The sequence below is a fragment of the Pontibaca salina genome, assembly GCF_016307205.1.
Lineage (GTDB): Bacteria > Pseudomonadota > Alphaproteobacteria > Rhodobacterales > Rhodobacteraceae > Pontibaca > Pontibaca salina.
In genome coordinates this window covers 202,177-219,769 of the sequence record NZ_JAEIJD010000005.1, presented here as the reverse complement: position 1 = coordinate 219,769, position 17,593 = coordinate 202,177, and the positions used below count along the sequence as shown (strand labels likewise).

Genomic DNA, 17,593 nt, shown 5'->3' with positions numbered 1-17,593 from the left:
CAAGGGGCTGCTGAACACCACTCCGCCCGTGCCGGAAGCAGAGGCCCTGAACCAGCGGGTCTGGAACCCCTTGCCCTATCACCGCTATCGCGGTGGGGACGACTGAATGTCTTGATCCGGCTTGCGGCGTTCGTGCCACCGCTATCAGCCCGCCAAATGAATTGTTGAGTTTGGCGGGCGTCGCGAAGGCTTCAGCAGGGAATCGACGGTGCCTAAACACCGCCATGATACGCCGCCCCTAAGAGCATCACCGACTTTCGCGTGATTCTCCGGAAACGATTTCCGCGACACAGCCCCGCTGCGGTTCCCCGGTGGTTCCCAACAGAAAAAACCCGCTCATTTGGCGGGGTTATTTTCGGTCTAAGTCATTGGTTTGAGTGGTGAGCCGTGCTGGGATCGAACCAGCGACCTACTGATTAAAAGTCAGTTGCTCTACCAACTGAGCTAACGGCCCACTCATTGTTTAGAAGCAGTTTCCTGCGTCTATGACGCTCTCTAGGACAGTTTGCTGGAGGGGATCAACTGCATAATGTCGATATTTTGGACGAAATTCAATTTTTCTGTCCGTGGTCGGGGCTTGCATTCCTGAAATGATGCGATGGGTGCGACTTGCCACCGGTTTTATCCTTCCAGCGTCGATCAAAGGCGGGCCCAACTTGCGGAAGATCAGTGATGCCAACCAGATGCATCGACGGGCAGGTCAGCAAGATTCGGCCGTGCATGTGACAGGAGCAAAGAGCACTGACCTATGCTCCTATCCTGTCCAGAAAAGCAGGCGCACCGCACTTTCTCTTAGACACTCGCGAGCTACATAAGGCCCCAATCGTTGAGCGCAACATTCGTTTCGGCCTTGTTCGCGCCGGTGCGGAGTTTCACAGGAGTAAGCACTATGTCTCAATCCACAGTCATCCCTGGCCTGCACCACGTCACTGCGATTTCCGGCCCGCCGCAAGGCAATCTCGACTTTTGGGTTGGCATGCTGGGGCAACGGCTGGTCAAACGCACGGTGAACTTTGACGCTCCGGACACCTATCATCTTTATTACGGTGACGCCGATGCGGCACCGGGCTCGATCATGACGTTCTTTCCCTTCGTTGATGCCGGTCCCGGCCGCGCCGGCGCGGGCATGGCGTCGGCGGTCGCTTATGCCGTGGCTGACCTCGACCAGCGGATGGCGGACCTTGCTGAAGCCGCCGTGGGCTTTGACGGCCCGTTCGAGCGTTTTGGCGAACGTGCCATTGCCCTCAAAGACCCGGATGGCCTTCGGGTTGAACTGATCGAAGGCGGTGTACGGGACGGAGGCTTTCATTCGGTGACGCTCTGGCTTGACCAAGTGGACGCCACCGCCAAGGTGCTGGAGGCGATGGGCTATGAGCGCGAGGCTGACGAGACCACAGCCACCGGCGGCACGGGCGGCAGCGAGATGCGCCTGCGCTATCGTTCGACCGAACCCGAGCGCGGCTCGGCCGTGGATCTGATGACCTCGGATGCGCGCTCAAACGCGCGGCCCGGTGCGGGCACCATTCACCACGTCGCCTTCCGCGCACGCAATGCCGAGGAGCAGCGGGAATGGCGCGAGCGTCTTTGCGCAATCGGCATGCAGGTGACCCCGGTGATTGACCGGCAGTATTTTGATGCGATCTATTTCCGCACTCCGGGTGGCGTGCTGTTTGAGATTGCCACCGATCCACCGGGTTTTACCGTGGATGAAGACCCGGAACATCTGGGTGAAGCGTTGAAACTGCCGGCACAATACGAGGCACAGCGCGACCGCATCGAACAGATCCTGCCCGAGATCCGGATGCCGGCATGAGCAGTGCGCCTGGGTTAAAGACGCGTGGCACCCCGCCCGATGCCTTTGAAAATCGGATCGATGTCTCCGCATCTCATAGCGCAAGGTAATAACGTCAAGAATGTTGTCGGCTTCCAAGATACGTGTGTAGGGCCGCTATGGCCTGTCGTCTCTATCACTCTATCTGTTGGTGCGAACCAAGACCGGAAGGAGCAGACATGGCAGATAAAACACTATTCATCACAGGTGCATCATCAGGGATTGGTGCTGCGACCGCACGTATGGCCGTCGCACAAGGATGGAAAGTCGGCCTGTTCGCACGCTCCGCGGACAAGCTGGATGCGCTGGTCGAAGGACTGGGCGATAAGGCTTTGGCCCTTCCCGGTGACGCCACCCAGTTGGCAGAGCAGCAGGAGGCTGTCGATAAACTTGCTGCGCATTTTGGCGATGTGACTGCGGCCTTCGCCAATGCTGGTCGCGGAGCGTCTGCCGCCGGAACGCTGCAAGGCGAGCCAGATGACTGGCAATCACTGGTGAACCTGAACGTGATGGGGGTCCTCTGGACAGCCAAGGTGGTTGCCCCCTACTTCCAGAAAAATCAGGGACATTTGATTCTCACCGGATCAGCCGCAGGGCGCATGCATATCAAGGGGTCGGTCTATTCGGCTACCAAGTGGTTCGTGCATGGCTATGCCGGCAACCTTGCCGACGAGTTCCGGGAATGGGGTGCGCGTGTGACGGTGATTGCGCCGGGAATGGTGGACACACCCTTTTTTGACGCCGCCAAGCCGGAAAAGCTGAAGTCTGAAGATATCGCAAGCTCTGTTTTGTTCGCGCTGGAGGCCGCGCCCCGCGCTAGCATTCGCGAAGTCTTTATCATGCCGATGAACTAACCAACCTTCCGCTGTGACACGGGCGAAGTTGAAATGCGCATCGATGCGCGGCGCCCTGTTGCGCTACGGTCGAATATGGCTGCGCGGGGTCAAATAGGCAGGCAAAACCTGCAAGGGCAGAAAGCTTTACAAGCCCATGAATTTTCTAAGGTATTGCTTTAAAGCAACGGTCCAGAATCGCTGGCTTTGTCGAAGTGGAAGCTGCGCAATTTTCTCATGGCAGCTATGCGCTTTGAGGTCTTCTAAAGCGCGAGAGAATGATCCATCTCGCGAGTGCAGCACAGAGCTGCATGTACGTAAATCCAAGACTGGAATATCACCATGGCCGACCTCGTTTTCAGCAGCGCCAACAACTCCCCGCAGCCTTCCCTCTTTCAACGTCTTGTATCATGGTTCGCCGACCGTGCGATGCACCGCCAGGCGGATATCGTTCTCAGCCACACATCGGACAGATGCCTGTACGATATGGGAATGAGCCGTCAGTATCTGCATCGTTTCGCCAGTGGTGAGGAAGACGCCAAGGCCTGAATTGATCATAGAGACCGCCCGTGCGGTCTGCTGCGCAACGCACTCTGATTATTAAATCCGCCACCGGCCTATGTCATCATAGGCCGGTGGTTTGTTTTTAAAGACACCCTCCTAGGTTGAGCCAATCAACCTTGGCCACGACGCGGGGCAGTGCCCTCGAGCCTTTTCAGCGGCGCTATGTTCTGTCATTGTTCTCACTCGAAAGCTTACCCCGAATCCAGTGAGTCCAGCAATGTGCAACCTCTATTCGCAGACCAAAAGTCAGGACGCGATGCGCCATGTCTTCGACGGCATGCTTGAAGATGGCGAGAAGCTCGTCGATGAAACAGGCAATCTTCCGGCGATGACCGGGATCTGGCCGGATTACTCGGCGCCGATCATTCGGGGTGACGCGGGTAAGTGGCGGCTGACAATGGCGCGCTGGGGGATGCCGACGCCGGCAAAGTTTCTCGAAGGCAAGCGCACCGATAAAGGCGTCACCAACATCCGCAACGTGGCCTCGCCGCACTGGCGGCGCTGGCTCGGAGTGGAACATCGCTGCCTTGTCCCGTTCACCAGCTTTTCCGAGCTTGATCAGCGACGGGGGGCGCCGCGCAACTCGCCGGTCTGGTTCGCTCTGGGCCAAGATCGCCCGCTTGTTTTCTTTGCCGGGTTGCGCACGGAGTGGACCTCGGTGCGCAAGCTGAAGGAGGGCGAGGTAACGGCGGAGCTGTTCGGCTTTCTGACCTGCCCGCCGAATGCCGAGGTAGCTCCGGTCCACCCCAAGGCCATGCCGGTGATTCTGACCAAGCCGCAGGAATGGCGGACCTGGTTGACCGCTCCGACCAGCGAGGCGCTGAAGCTGCAGCGTCCTTTGTCGGACGGAATGTTGCAGATCGTGGCAGAGGGGGTGCGTGAGGATGGTGCCTGAACCTGTGCCGATGAAGCTACTTGCGCTGGCTGGTGCCCGGGTTCATGAGGCCGAAGGGTCTGGGCGGCGTAGCTTCGCACTGCTGCAGGCGGCCCGACATGATGGCCCCCTGATTTGGGCGCTGCCCGCTCATGCCCCGCATCTGCCCATGTTGCGCGGTCTGCCAGAGGGCGTTGGCCAGCGACTGCATGTCATTCGGCCAAGCAGCGAACTTGATCTTCTGTGGGCGGTTGAGGAATGTCTGCGCTCTCCCGGTGTGGGGCTGGTGATTGCCGAGCCGGAAAAGCCACTCTCGCTCATCGCCGGGCGACGGCTGCAACTCGCCGCAGAAGCAGGTCGGACCACCGGGCTGATGCTGATCCGCGAAGGGCAGGGCAGCAACGCGGCCGAGACGCGCTGGCATTGCGCGCCGCTGCCTGGTGCGGATCTGGACTCGACTCCGCATCACTGGTCCCTTAAAAAGAACAAAAAGGGAACAGAGGGCGATTGGATTGTAAATTGGAATGGCGAGACGGCTGCTGTCCATCTGGTTTCCGCGGCTGGCGAGCGAGACAGCGTTGCGGAGACGTCCCGTTGAGGGACCGTTCGCCCTGGTCCACCGATCAGGGAATGTCGATCATGTCTGTTGTCTGAACCGTGCGGCCGAAACACAGGGCCTGCAGCGCGGCATGGCGCTGGCCGATGCACGCGCGATCTGCCCCGGGCTTATCACCCGGCCGGCCGATCTGGTGCGGGAAGCGGCGGCGCTGGCAGGTTTGCGGCGGTGGGCCGGGCGTTATTCGCCGATGGTGGCGCGTGACGGCGCGGACGGACTGATTGCCGATATCACCGGCGTGCCGCATCTTTTCGGCGGCGAGGCGGAGTTGCGCGCCGATCTGCACGCACGGTTGGCGCGCGCCGGGCTGACGGCGGAAAGCGCCATTGCCGAAACCCGCAGCGCGGCCTGCGCCCTGGCCCGTCACGGTGGCGGTATCCTGCCCGAGGGCGGACTGGCTGAAGGCATTGCTTCGTTGCCCGTTGGTGCCTTGCGTATCGACCGGAAGGTCGCCGAGGGGCTTTTTCGTATGGGGCTGAAGCGCGTTGCCGATCTGATTGCCTTGCCGCGGGGGCCCCTTGCACGACGGTTCGGCAGCGATCTCGTTTTGCGGCTCGATCAGGCGCTTGGGACTCAGCCTGAACCGGTCTCGCCGGAAGCGGATTTGCCGTATTTCGGGGTGCGGATGACCCTGCCTGAGCCCATCGGTCTCACTGCCGATGTGATGGCTGGGCTTGACCGTCTTCTCGGACGTCTGTGCGCGGCATTAGCACGCCATCAGCGCGGTGCGCGGCGTCTGCGTCTTGAACTGCAGCGCGTGGACCGGGAAACCGCGCAGATCGAGATCGGTCTGGCGCGCCCGATGCGCGACCCGGATCGTATTTCTGCGCTTTTTGCCAAAGGAGTCGGAGAGGTCGAGGCCGGATTTGGCATTGAGATGATGCGCCTGGTGGCTCATGTGACCGAAGACCTGCCGCCAGAGCAGATCGGCGAAAATGTCGTCCCTTGCGAGACCGATGCGCTGGCGGATCTATTTTCCACGCTTGGCAACCGGCTTGGTTTTGACCGGGTGCTGCGATTGTTGCCGGCTCAGAGCAACATCCCCGAGCGCAGCTTCTTATTGGCCCCGGCGGCCTATAGCGTGGCCGAGACGCCGCCGCTGCACCAGGGGCCGGCGCGGCCGATAATGATTTTCTCGCCCGAACCCGTCAGGGCGCGGGGTGGTGGCAGGCCCGGCGATCCACCTTCGGCATTCCGCTGGCGAAACATGTCCTTCACCACCCTGCGCGCCACCGGGCCGGAACGGATCGCGCCGGAATGGTGGTTTGACGATCCCGCTTGGCGCACGGGCCTGCGCGATTACTGGCGGGTGGAGACGCGCGAGGGGCTGCGCCTGTGGCTGTTTCACACACCGCAGGCTGCCGCATGGTCGGCGCAGCACTGGTTTGCCCAAGGAGAGTTTCCATGACCGGCTATGCCGAACTTTGCGTCACCAGCAATTTCACCTTCCTGACCGGCGCCTCGCATCCCGAAGAACTGGTCACCCGCGCCGCCGAACTGGGCCTTGCCGCCATCGCTATCACCGACCGCAATTCGGTGGCGGGCGTGGTGCGGGCGTTTTCGGCCCTGAAAGAACTGGAGCGGCTGCGCGAGGAAAAACAGCACGCAAGCGGCGCGGCTCAGGAGGCGCCGAGCATTCGGTCGCGTCAGGTCACCGATCATTCCAGCCGGCAAACGATGCGCCTGCGGGAAGACGGCCCGCTGATTCCCGCCGGCAGACCCTTGCCCAAGCTGATCGCGGGCGCACGGATCGTATTGACCGACAGCGCGGTTGACTGGTTGGCCTTGCCCACCGATGTCCCCGCTTGGTCGCGACTGACCCGGTTGCTTTCGCTTGGCAAGCGTCGTGCATCGAAGGGCGAGTGCCATCTGACACGCGCCGACCTTTTTGACTGGGGCCGGGGTATGGTGTTGATCGCGCTTCCGCCGGATCCTTTTGCAACACCGCGCCCGGCAGATATTTCACGCGATCTCCGCCAGATGTTGCGGGCTTTTCCCGGCCAGAGTTTCCTTGGAGCGGCGCCGGTCTATGATGGGCGCGATCCGTTGCGGCTGGATCGGTTCGCGCAGATGGCTCAGGCTAGCGGGCTGCCCATGGTGGCGGTGGGCGAGGTGATGATGCACCGCGCCGCCCGCCGCCCGCTGGCCGATGTGCTGACCTGTCTGCGGATCGGCTGCACAATCGACAATATCGGGGAGCACCGGCTGACCAATGGCGAGCGTCGGCTGAAAGCGCCGGGCGACATGGCGCGCATGTTCTATCGCCACCCCGCAGCGCTCCGGCGCACATTGGAGATTGCCGATCGCTGCGCGTTTCGGTTGGACGATCTGCGTTATCATTATCCGGATGAGGCGCGCGACGGCGAGCCCGCGCAGGCCCGGCTCGAACGGCTGGCGCGCGCGGGGGTGCAGTGGCGTTATCCCGAAGGACCGCCAACCCAGATCGTCGCCCGGGTCGACAAGGAACTGAAACTTATCGGCGAGATGGGCTATGCACCCTATTTCCTGACGGTGCATGATATTGTGGCTTTTGCCCGTTCAAGAGGCATCCTTTGCCAAGGCCGCGGTTCGGCGGCGAATTCGGTGGTGTGTTACCTGCTTGGGGTGACCGAAGTGCCCCCCGAAAGCATCACGCTGATCTTCGAGCGCTTCATCAGCAAGGAACGCGGCGAGCCGCCCGATATCGATGTCGATTTCGAGCACGAGCGCCGCGAAGAGGTGATCCAGTGGATTTATGAGCGCTATGGCCGCGAGCGCGCCGGGTTGACCGCAACGGTGATTCATTTCCGCTCGCGCGCGGCGATCCGCGAGGTGGGCAAGGTGATGGGACTGTCTCAGGACGTGATCGCCCGGCTCTCCGGCCAGATCTGGGGCTGGTCCGTCACTGCGCCTTCGGAGGACCGCATGCGTGATGCCGGCATCGATCCAGCCGAAGGTCGCATCGCGCTGGCCACAAGGTTGATCAGCGAGATTATCGGCTTTCCTCGGCATCTGAGCCAGCATGTGGGCGGGTTCGTGATCACCCATGGCCGACTGGACGAACTTTGTCCGATCGAGAATGCGGCGATGGAAAACCGCACCATCATCGAATGGGACAAGGACGATATCGACGCGCTCGGGCTTTTGAAGGTTGATATTCTGGCGCTTGGCATGCTGACCTGTATCCGCAAGGCGTTCGAACTTTTGGCGGATCATCGCAGGCAGCACCTGACACTGGCCAATATTCCGCCAGAGAATCCGGCTGTCTATGACATGCTCTGCCGCGCCGACGCCATCGGCGTCTTTCAGGTCGAAAGCCGCGCCCAGCTCAATTTTTTGCCGCGCATGCAACCGCGCAGATTTTACGATCTGGTCTGCGAGGTGGCCATCGTGCGCCCCGGCCCGATCCAGGGCGGCATGGTGCATCCCTTCATCAACCGCCGTCAAGGAAAGGAGAAAGTCGAAGATCTCGGCCCGGCGATGATGGAGGTGTTGGGCCGCACCTATGGTGTGCCATTGTTTCAGGAACAGGCCATGCAGATCGCCGTGATTGCTGCAGGGTTTTCCGCCGCCGAGGCCGACCGGTTGCGTCGATCGCTCGCGACCTTCAAGCGCATGGGGACCATCGGTGCCTTCCGCGAACGTTTCGTCTCGGGCATGCTCGCACGCGGTTATGAGGCCGACTTTGCCGAACGCTGCTTCGCCCAGATCGAGGGGTTTGGTTCCTACGGTTTTCCCGAAAGCCACGCGGCCAGCTTCGCGCGGCTGGTCTATGTTTCGGCCTGGCTGAAATGCCATCACCCGGCGATCTTTACCTGCGCCCTGCTGAACAGTCAGCCGATGGGGTTCTACGCGCCCGCGCAGCTGGTGCGCGACGCGCGCGAGCACGGTGTCGAGATTCGCCCTGTCTCGGTCAACCACTCGCTCTGGGACTGCACGTTGGAGCCGCGCCCGGATGGCGCGCTGGCGCTGCGGCTTGGGTTTCGTCAGATCAAGGGGATGCGCGAAGAAGATGCCACATGGATCGCCGCCGCGCGCGGCAACGGATATCCCGATGTGGAAAGCCTGTGGCGTCGGGCCGGGGTTCCTCCCACGGCGCTGGAGCGGCTGGCCGAGGGCGATGCTTTCGCGCAGATCGGTCTCAACCGCCGCGCCGCCCTTTGGGCCGCACGTGCGCTTCAGGGGCCAAAGCCCCTGCCGCTTTTTGGTGCTGACGGGGAAGGGGAGGCCGAGCCCGAGGTCACATTACCCGACATGACGCTCGGCCAGGAGGTCATTGAGGATTACCTATCCTTGCGGTTATCCTTGCGGGCCCATCCGATGGAGCTGCTGCGGCCCCGCCTACCGGAAAGTCTGCCGCATGCCCAACTGGCGCAGGCCACCGGGCGGATCACCGTGACCGGTCTCGTCATCACGCGGCAGCGCCCCGGCACCGCCTCAGGGGTCATATTCTTGACCTTGGAAGACGAGACCAGCGTCGCCAATGTGGTGATCTGGACCAAGGTCTATGAGACATTCCGCAAGGCGGTAATCGCCGGCCGTCTGCTGCGCGTGACGGGTCGGGTTCAGCGCGAGGGGCAAGTGGTCCACCTGATTGCCGAACAGGTCGAAGATATTTCGCCGTTGCTTTCGACCCTTGGTCAGGGTGTGCCGATCGCGACGAATGACGGTCGCGCCGACGAGACCCGACGCCCGCCCGGAGGCAGTATTCGTTCCACCGCGCGCCATCCCCGCGATCAGGCGAAGACACTCTTTGCGAGTCGGGATTTCCACTGATTGGCAAAACGGCTCTGGGCGGCGATTGGCCGGCGGAGGCTAGACCTGTATTTCTCAAGCGGCCTGATCGCCCGCTTTCAACGAGAATTGTACAACGCATTCGCGTTTACGATGAACTATCGAGCGACAGCTATGAGGGCACTCGCGGCAACCGTCATCTACTGGCTATGAACCTCAATGAGTCCAGACTTTCAGCGTCCTCAGCGCTCCTTTTGGTTTTCATGTTTGAGCAGGACGCCATGCGCCGCAAATGCGTCCCGCCCGTAAACCACCCTACCGACCTTTAGCCGGCAGCACTGAAATAATTTCTATTCCTTCACTTCTTCAACACTTCCAGGGCCATGGTAAAGATATGCCTTTCCTGGCTCGACTAGGAATTGATGTTCTGTATTGTCACCCGGGTGCACTTTAAAGCTTACACCAGATGCCGCGACAGCGCCCACCTTGCCCGGGGCAACAAGCGTATGCATCGCTGAAATCCAATACAGGTTGTCGGCGTAGTTATATACATAGAAGTTTACCGGCTTGTCGGTGTGGTTAAAAACCAACGCTTTATTGACCTTTAACTGTTGGGCAATGTCCCCAATGCCTTTCGTTACTTGGTCAACGAATTTATTCGCATCACCAGATACATTGCTTAAGTCAATAGACATCTCGCTCTCCCCAGTTGATAATTCCTAAGTGGTTAAAGTGCACGCCTTACCAAGCCAATCCTCTTATCGGTAAGGGTGCTTGTTTATGTATCATATATTTATGCGCAAATCTCTAATCATAAATATAGTAAATTTTTGCTGCGTTTACGGATTCCTGTCGTAGCGTTATTTTTAATTATTCACCCTTTGGTTACAGCTGGTTGTGGTGTTTTGTTGAGATCGTTTAATGAGCTTTTGTTTATTGTTTTGATTTAACCTACTAGCCGAAAAGGTGTAGAGTTAAGTCCTAAATGATCAATTCTCTACCCGAAAGATTTAAGACTGAATGCTGAAGTGATTTTCTGTATGAAAGTGGCCAGTCTTGGGGAATCAGTAGGGTTAAGTTAAAGAAACACGACGCGCTGTAATATGTGGATTAATTTAACCGTAGGGAGGGTCCCGAGATTGGGTTTTCGTGATTCTGCTGTGTTGAGCAATAAGCCTTTGAAAGTTTCGCTTGTGATGCGGTCACAACAAGGAGATTGAAAATGCCAAAGATAACCAAAGCTATGTTGCGAGGAAAGACGAGGGAGCAGATCCAGACTATGGTCGTCAACCGTTTTGATGCCGGCAAGCTGACGCAGAAGGAGTTCAACAAAGCAAGCAAGAGTCTCGAAAGACTCAACGCGGGAAAGGTTTTGACAGACGAGCAAATGATCAGAGAGCTTGCAAATATATTTGGTTAGAGCTCCAGTCATTGATAATTGAATTTACTTCCGGGGATGGGCACCTGTGAGACTGCCGGATCTGTGGTGGGGGGGCTATTTGAGTGGAAGCCCACGATAGAGGCAGTCAAAGGGCAGGTGCCCGCTTGCGTGTCTTTATCGTAGCCCTGGCATGGTTCAGCCGCATTTGATGCCAGTCGAGTCATAGTGAGTGATATGTTATGTGCGGGCCAATGCTGCTGTCTGCGGGGGGCTCGAAGGCCGCAGCAGGTTACAGACTTTTTGCGCAATGGATGAAAAGGCGTGCCATCGTGATCGTTATGCAGAAGGCGATCAGTCCGAGATAGCGCTCGTAGACCCCATCCACACTATCAGGCAAGAAAAAGAAAATAGGCGCGGAAAACGCCCAGAGAACTGACAGTCCAATCAATGTCTGCCGATAGGCCGCGCTGATGCGATTGGCACCTTGCGACATAGCCCATGGCAGAACAGCAAATAAAAAACCCAGCGCATAGACAAGATAAACGTGGATGACCACGCCGTCGCTATCATTATCACCATATTCATTGCGTGCACCCACCAAAAATACGAGCAATCCCAGCACGGCAAAGCCGATAACGCCGATACCCCAGCGCCATCCCTCTAGATAGACATGCGCGGCCAGCAAGGCGATCGAAACGAGAGAGGCTGAAAATGAATAGATGCCTATATCTACAATGAATTCATATTTGCCGGCCCCCAGATCGCTGATAGTATCTGCGATCCAGTCATGGTGGGGAACGAGAAAATCGGCAATCAGAACCGATATTCCCAACAAAACGCAGCCTAAGATGGCATACCAGCCAAGCACATAGATAAGTACAGAGCTCACAGATCTGCCCTGCACGCCAGATTCATCTCTCATTACTCAATTCCCTCTGTCGAACACGGCGAAAGTGAGCGGCCTCAGTCAATTGGGCTGCCACCCGACCACAGCCGGATTCAAGGGACGGTGTCGAGCAGGGGGGTGCTGCGAAGCCGACAGTTGTATGCGGTGCCATGCCCTGAGAAATCTTGACCGCACAACGATACCACTAGAGTGCGCGCTGACCTATCTCAAACCTGCATCGTCTCGTCCGGCGACCATTTCCCCGAAGTGGTATCGTTTAAGGCTTCCGGCAATGTATCCGGTTCAAGACTAGATGCTTTAACGTGTCGTGAGGTCGCGCAGCGTTAACTGACTTGCCGTTCTCCTTGACCGATATTCTGAAAATCTCGCCGGCAACTGAACCGGCGATCACAATACCCGCGATTCGCGCGGCTGCGCATCTCGGCTATTATTGTCCCCGGAGCCAAGGTCTGAAGTCGCGGTATCTGTGCAGCCCCGATGCTGCTGATGCATCGCTTCAGCTAAATATAGCCATCTCGCTGTCTAGGTTATTGGTGATGGTGCCCCCACACGGACTCGAACCGCGGACCTACTGATTACAAATCAGTTGCTCTACCAGCTGAGCTATAGGGGCAATACGGGCCGTTTAGCATTCAATATATAGCTACACAAGCCGGAAAAACACCGACGGGTGATAGAGCTTGCATACAAGACGACGGGTCGGATACTGCAACAATGCGATATAGTCAGGTGCGGAGCCTTACGAGATGCTTATTGCTTACTTTAGCGGCGTTTTTAGACGCTTGGCCGTCGTCTCGGTCCTTGCGACCGCGCTTGTGCTGCCCGCTGTCGCATGGGCGGATCAGGTTACCGTTTTCGCGGCGGCTAGCATGAAAAATGCCATGCAAACGGTGTCGGACAGGTTCAACGAGGCGACGGGCCATGATCTCGCAGTGTCGCTGGCGGGGTCGTCTGCACTGGCGCGCCAGATACAGCAGGGGGCGCCAGCCGATCTGTTCATCTCGGCCAATCCCGGCTGGATGGATGCGCTGGAAAAAGAAGGGTTGATCGTGCCGGAAACGCGCGTTGACCTGTTGGGCAATGTCATCGTGCTGATTGCCCATGGCGAGGCCGACAAAGTCGATATTGGCCCGGAATTGGATCTGCCGGGGATGCTGGGCGAAAACCATCTGGCCATGGCGATGGTCGATGCCGTGCCCGCCGGCATCTATGGCAAGGCCGCGCTGAAAAGCTTGGGCTTGTGGGATGCGGTCGCGCCCAAGGTTGCTCAGGCCGATAATGTGCGCGCGGCGCTGGCATTGGTGGCAACCGGTGAGGCACCGCTGGGCATCGTTTATGCCACGGACGCTGCCGCCACTGACAAGATCAGCGTGATCGGCACGTTCCCGGCCGATAGCCATCCACCAATTGTTTATCCGGCCGCCGCGGTGACCGGACGTGACAATCCTGCGGTGAGCGAATTCCTTGCGTTTTTGCGTACTCTGGCTGCGCGCAATGCGTTTGAGGCTCAGGGCTTCATTGTCATGGCCGATTGATCCTGACTGATGGAGTGGCTCGGGCCGGAAGAATGGCAAGCGGTGGCATTGTCGTTGCGGGTGTCGTTTTGGGCAACTCTGGCCGGGCTGCCGCTGGGTGTTTTCGTGGCCTATGCGCTGGCGCGCTGGTCGTTTCCGGGAAAGCAGATCCTGAATGGCATTGTGCACCTGCCCCTGATCCTGCCGCCGGTGGTGACCGGTTATCTTCTATTGCTGACCTTCGGAACCCGCGGGCCGGTGGGCAGCCTGTTGCAGGAAATCGGCATCGTTTTCGCCTTTCGCTGGACCGGTGCGGCGCTGGCGGCGGGTGTGATGTCATTTCCGCTGATGGTGCGCGCCATCCGCCTTTCGATCGAGGCTGTCGACCCCAAACTGGAACAGGCGGCGGCGACGCTGGGAGCCTCGAGAATGTGGGTGTTCGTCAGCATCACCTTGCCGCTGATCCTGCCGGGTATCATCGCGGGTGCAATTCTGGCCTTTGCCAAGGCGATGGGCGAATTCGGCGCAACGATCACATTCGTTTCCAACATTCCCGGTGAAACTCAAACCTTGCCCACGGCAATCTATGCCTTTCTCCAAGTGCCGGGAGGAGAGGGGTCGGCCATGCGGTTGGTCCTAGTGTCGGTGGTGGTTGCGATGAGCGCGCTGTTCCTTTCGGAAATTCTGGCGCGGCGCATTGCCCGGCGGGTGGCTGGCATATGACGTTGTCGGTTTCCTTGACGCATCGGCTGGGGCAGTTCGATCTTGATGTGTCGTTCGAAGCACCGGCGGGGCTGACGGTTTTATTTGGGCAGTCAGGATCTGGTAAAACCACGGTTATCAACGCGGTGGCCGGGCTTCTTAAAGCGCAGGCGGGGCGGATAGCACTGGATGATTGGGTGCTGGAAGACAGTGCGCAACGGCTCTGGTTGCCGCCGCATCGGCGCAAGCTGGGCTATATCTTTCAGGAATCGCGATTGTTCCCACACTTCACGGTTCGCCAGAACCTGCGCTATGCAAGCTGGTTTGCGCGTCGTGACGGGCCGGGCGAAAGCCTATCGCGTGTGGTTGAAATGCTGGGGATCGGTCACCTGCTGGACCGCCGCCCTGCGCTTTTGTCGGGGGGCGAAAAGCAGCGCGTGGCGATCGGTCGCGCCTTGTTGGCAGCGCCGCGTCTGATTCTGGCCGATGAGCCGCTGGCGGCCCTTGATGAGGCGCGCAAGGCTGAGATCATGCCCTATTTCGAGCGGCTGCGCGACGAAGTGGCGGTGCCGATTCTCTATGTTAGCCACTCCCCCGCTGAGGTCGTGCGGCTGGCCACGACGGTTGTCGCGCTGCAAAATGGCAGGGTGGCGCGAGTGGGGTCGCCCGCCGAGGTGTTCGGCGACCCGACCATTGCTCCGGCGGGGGTGCGAGGTATCGGTGCGGTGCTCGAGGCACGGGTGGTCGCGCGCCACGCCGACGGGCTAAGTGAACTGGCGGCGGGCGCGGCGCGGCTGTTTCTGGCGGGTGTCGATCTCGCGCCTGGAAAGCCATTGCGCGTTCGGATTGCGGCGCATGATGTCATGCTGTCTCTGCAGCGTCCTGAAGGCGTGTCGGCCTTGAATATCCTGTCAGGCCACGTCGAAGCGGTGCGTCTGGGTGACGGGCCAGCGGCAATCATCTCTGTGCAGACATCTGCCGGGCGGTTATTGTCCCACGTTACGCAGCGTTCAGTCGCGGCACTGGGGCTAAAGCCGGGCGTCGCCTGTCATGCGATTATCAAGACCCTTGCCATTGCCTCCCGGGGTGGCAACGGCACTGCGACGACGCAGTTTCAGGCGATGACTTAAAGCACAGGCATAGAACAGCAGCGATACTCGGAAAGCACGATCTCTTTCGTGTCATGTGAATGATCGCAGTTTTTTGTCCAACACCTATCCCGAGTGATTAAATCGGGTTTGACATAGTCGACTGATTTCGTCAGGTTGCAAGGCAGAGCCAGCCACCAAGCAAAGACAGCTAGCGTCCAACCACGTCAAGAGGAACCCAGATGCCTGACCCTGTTCGATTGTCACTGTCACGTCAGTTGATTTTGAGCAAATGACTATGACAGCGCGCATATCGTATCTGGCCCGTAGCGGCGCTGCCACGGGTCAATTGCGCCAATGGCAGCCGGTCAAAATGACGGCGATGTTGCAGAGCTGTCCATGATTGTCTGTCACTGCAACGCAATCACCGATCACGAAATCCGCTCAGCCGTGGACTGGATGCGCGCGGCGAACCCCGACACCATCGTCACGCCCGGCAAGGTTTATCGCGCTTTAGGAAAGCAAGCTGAATGTGGTGGCTGTATGTCGGTATTCCTTGACACAATGCGATCCTGTGACACCTTAAAAGTTCCTGTGCAATTGCGCGGCCTGTGTCGCGCCAGCAAAGAAGGAGCCGGATCATGAAGGGCGATGCCAAGGTCATAGATTATCTCAACAAGGCGCTGCGCAGCGAATTGACAGCGGTCAGCCAGTACTGGTTGCACTACCGTCTGCAAGAAGATTGGGGCTTTGGCCGGATCGCCAGCAAATCGCGCGCCGAAAGCATCGAAGAGATGCACCACGCCGATAAGCTGATCGAGCGGATCATCTTTCTCGAAGGCCACCCGAATCTGCAAAAGCTGGATGCGCTGCGTATCGGTGAAAACCTCAAGGAAACGCTGGATGCCGATCTAGCGGCCGAACATGACGCCCGCACGCTTTATATCGAGGCGCGCGATTACTGCGAAAAAGTGGGCGACTATGTCAGCAAGAACCTGTTCGAGGAACTGATCTCTGACGAAGAGGGCCATATAGATTATCTGGAAACCCAGATCGACCTTTATGACACTCTCGGGGCGCAAAGCTATGGTCTGTTGCAGGCCAAATCGGCGGAAGAGGCCGACTAGTTCGGCAAAAACCACTCGCGACGCGCTAAAATACCGGGAACCTTCTAGCAGGGGAGGGCTGTTCTCTCTAAAACGGAGGACAGCATATGGCAGAAAAAATAGCCAAGCTTTACCGCATGGTGATGCCGGATCATCTGTGCCCGTTCGGCCTGAAATCAAAAGACCTGCTGAGGCGGCACGGCTATAGTGTCGAGGACCACCCCTTGACCACCCGCGAGGAAACCGATGCTTTCATGGAGCAGGAAGGCGTCGAAACCACGCCGCAGACCTATATCAATGGAGAGCGCATCGGCGGCTATGAAGAATTACGCGAATGGTTCAGCAAGGCGGTCACGAAAAAGGGCGAAACCAGCTATCAGCCAGTGATCACGATATTCGCGGTGTCGTTCCTGATGGCGCTGGCCGTGGCTTGGGCGGCGCTGGGCACGGTGCTGGCAGTGCGAACCATCGAGTGGTTTATCGCCATTGCCATGACATTGCTGGCGGTCCAGAAATTGCAGGATGTCGAGAGCTTTTCGACGATGTTTCTGAATTACGACCTGCTGGCCCAGCGCTGGGTGCGTTACGGTTATCTCTATCCCTTTGGCGAGGCGCTGGCCGGCGTCCTGATGATTGCCGGGGCGCTGATCTGGATCGCTGCCCCGGTGGCGCTGTTTATCGGCACGATCGGCGCCGTCAGTGTGTTCAAAGCGGTCTATATCGACAAGCGCGAGTTGAAATGCGCCTGCGTGGGTGGCAATAGCAATGTGCCTCTGGGGTTCGTATCGCTGACCGAGAACCTGATGATGATGGTGATGGCGCTATGGATGGGAGGGCGCGCGCTGCTGGGTTGAGGCACGGCATCGGCAGACCGTTGCCCAAATATCTGGCTAGGGTTGTCAGCCAAAGGCAAATAGTTAGGCTGCGCGCAGGTCAACAACTGAATTGCCGAACTCATGTCGCACCCCTCTCGCCGCCGATTTCTTGCCTTCATGGCTGCGCCCATTCTTTTGTCGGCCTGTGCTGCCGAAGGTAGCCGCCGCGAGCGTCGACCGCCGCGTCCGGCAGAACCGCCGCTTTATCCGAATGAAACGCCTGAATTGCGCCGCCTCATCAACAAATACGCCGACCTTTACGAATTACCGCGTCCCCTGCTGCACCGTCTCGCGATTCGCGAAAGCACGCACCGGCCTTGGGCGCGCAACGGGCCGTATTACGGGTTGCTCCAAATTCTTCCTGCGACTGCCCGCTCTATGGGGTTCAGAGGTAAGCCCAAGGATTTGTTCGATCCAGAGATCAACCTGAAATATGCTGGCCGCTATCTGCGCGGGGCGTGGCTTTTGGCTGATGGCAGCCATGACGCCGCCATCAAGTGGTATGCGCGCGGTTATTATTACGAGGCCAAGCGGCGCGGCATGTTGGTGGAAACCGGACTGCGTAAAGGCTGAAACGGTGCGCAACATA

At 58.9% G+C, this 17,593-nt stretch carries 17 protein-coding genes and 2 tRNA genes; 15 read left to right on the top strand and 4 right to left on the bottom strand.

What is annotated here, in order from left to right; translation table 11 throughout:
• Positions 1-378 precede the first annotated feature (378 nt).
• Positions 379-454: transfer RNA gene (locus JAO82_RS08580), tRNA-Lys, on the bottom strand.
• Between the two features lie 435 nt (positions 455-889).
• Here JAO82_RS08580 and JAO82_RS08575 point away from each other — a divergent pair.
• From JAO82_RS08575 to JAO82_RS08545, 7 genes are all read left to right on the top strand, one after another.
• Complete coding sequence (locus tag JAO82_RS08575) at positions 890-1,813, top strand: ring-cleaving dioxygenase (protein WP_198685944.1); 924 nt, start codon at positions 890-892, stop codon at positions 1,811-1,813.
• A 197-nt stretch (positions 1,814-2,010) separates the two neighbouring features.
• Entirely contained in the window at positions 2,011-2,685 is a 675-nt protein-coding gene (locus JAO82_RS08570; protein ID WP_198685943.1) for an SDR family oxidoreductase, read from the top strand.
• Positions 2,686-3,006: 321 nt separating this feature from the next.
• On the top strand, positions 3,007-3,213 hold the full coding sequence (locus JAO82_RS08565; RefSeq protein ID WP_198685942.1) for a hypothetical protein: 207 nt from the start codon (positions 3,007-3,009) through the stop codon (positions 3,211-3,213).
• Between the two features lie 232 nt (positions 3,214-3,445).
• Positions 3,446-4,123, top strand: coding sequence for an SOS response-associated peptidase (locus tag JAO82_RS08560; protein WP_198685941.1), 678 nt, complete (start codon positions 3,446-3,448; stop codon positions 4,121-4,123).
• The gene (locus JAO82_RS08555; RefSeq protein ID WP_198685940.1) at positions 4,113-4,700 is read left to right on the top strand and encodes an ImuA family protein; all 588 of its coding nucleotides are present in this window, start codon (positions 4,113-4,115) and stop codon (positions 4,698-4,700) included. Before JAO82_RS08560 ends, JAO82_RS08555 begins: the two co-directional genes overlap by 11 nt.
• Complete coding sequence (locus JAO82_RS08550; protein WP_198685939.1) at positions 4,627-6,126, top strand: Y-family DNA polymerase; 1,500 nt, start codon at positions 4,627-4,629, stop codon at positions 6,124-6,126. Before JAO82_RS08555 ends, JAO82_RS08550 begins: the two co-directional genes overlap by 74 nt.
• On the top strand, positions 6,123-9,473 hold the full coding sequence (locus tag JAO82_RS08545; protein WP_198685938.1) for an error-prone DNA polymerase: 3,351 nt from the start codon (positions 6,123-6,125) through the stop codon (positions 9,471-9,473). Before JAO82_RS08550 ends, JAO82_RS08545 begins: the two co-directional genes overlap by 4 nt.
• A 308-nt stretch (positions 9,474-9,781) precedes the next feature.
• Here the strand turns inward: JAO82_RS08545 and JAO82_RS08540 are convergent, their stop codons facing one another.
• Positions 9,782-10,126 (bottom strand): hypothetical protein, encoded by a 345-nt coding sequence (locus tag JAO82_RS08540; protein ID WP_198685937.1) that lies wholly within the window; start codon positions 10,124-10,126, stop codon positions 9,782-9,784.
• 527 nt (positions 10,127-10,653) lie between these two features.
• On the opposite strand from JAO82_RS08540, the gene JAO82_RS08535 reads away from it, so the two are divergent.
• On the top strand, positions 10,654-10,851 hold the full coding sequence (locus JAO82_RS08535; RefSeq protein ID WP_198685936.1) for a hypothetical protein: 198 nt from the start codon (positions 10,654-10,656) through the stop codon (positions 10,849-10,851).
• Between the two features lie 250 nt (positions 10,852-11,101).
• Here JAO82_RS08535 and JAO82_RS08530 read toward each other — a convergent pair whose 3' ends face one another.
• Both JAO82_RS08530 and JAO82_RS08525 read right to left on the bottom strand, forming a co-directional pair.
• A complete protein-coding gene (locus JAO82_RS08530) occupies positions 11,102-11,734 on the bottom strand; it encodes a DUF998 domain-containing protein (RefSeq protein ID WP_198685935.1) in 633 nt (210 codons plus the stop codon).
• A gap of 522 nt (positions 11,735-12,256) precedes the next feature.
• Positions 12,257-12,332: transfer RNA gene (locus tag JAO82_RS08525), tRNA-Thr, on the bottom strand.
• Positions 12,333-12,465: 133 nt separating this feature from the next.
• Between JAO82_RS08525 and modA the strand changes: the two genes are divergently transcribed.
• The 7 genes from modA to JAO82_RS08490 all read left to right on the top strand — a co-directional run bounded on the left by modA (position 12,466) and on the right by JAO82_RS08490 (position 17,577).
• Positions 12,466-13,254, top strand: coding sequence for a molybdate ABC transporter substrate-binding protein (gene modA / locus JAO82_RS08520; RefSeq protein ID WP_198685934.1), 789 nt, complete (start codon positions 12,466-12,468; stop codon positions 13,252-13,254).
• Positions 13,255-13,263: 9 nt separating this feature from the next.
• Entirely contained in the window at positions 13,264-13,956 is a 693-nt protein-coding gene (gene modB / locus JAO82_RS08515) for a molybdate ABC transporter permease subunit (RefSeq protein WP_198685933.1), read from the top strand.
• A complete protein-coding gene (gene modC, locus JAO82_RS08510; RefSeq protein WP_198685932.1) occupies positions 13,953-15,065 on the top strand; it encodes a molybdenum ABC transporter ATP-binding protein in 1,113 nt (370 codons plus the stop codon). Before modB ends, modC begins: the two co-directional genes overlap by 4 nt.
• Positions 15,066-15,380: 315 nt before the next feature.
• Positions 15,381-15,668 carry a (2Fe-2S)-binding protein gene (locus JAO82_RS08505; RefSeq protein WP_332872508.1) on the top strand — a complete coding sequence of 96 codons (288 nt, stop codon included), beginning with the start codon at positions 15,381-15,383 and terminating at the stop codon, positions 15,666-15,668.
• Entirely contained in the window at positions 15,665-16,150 is a 486-nt protein-coding gene (bfr, locus tag JAO82_RS08500; RefSeq protein ID WP_198685931.1) for a bacterioferritin, read from the top strand. Before JAO82_RS08505 ends, bfr begins: the two co-directional genes overlap by 4 nt.
• Before the next feature lie 86 nt (positions 16,151-16,236).
• The gene (locus JAO82_RS08495) at positions 16,237-16,983 is read left to right on the top strand and encodes a MauE/DoxX family redox-associated membrane protein (protein ID WP_232897301.1); all 747 of its coding nucleotides are present in this window, start codon (positions 16,237-16,239) and stop codon (positions 16,981-16,983) included.
• A gap of 102 nt (positions 16,984-17,085) precedes the next feature.
• Positions 17,086-17,577 (top strand): lytic transglycosylase domain-containing protein, encoded by a 492-nt coding sequence (locus tag JAO82_RS08490; protein WP_198685930.1) that lies wholly within the window; start codon positions 17,086-17,088, stop codon positions 17,575-17,577.
• The last annotated feature ends 16 nt before the right edge of the window (positions 17,578-17,593 follow it).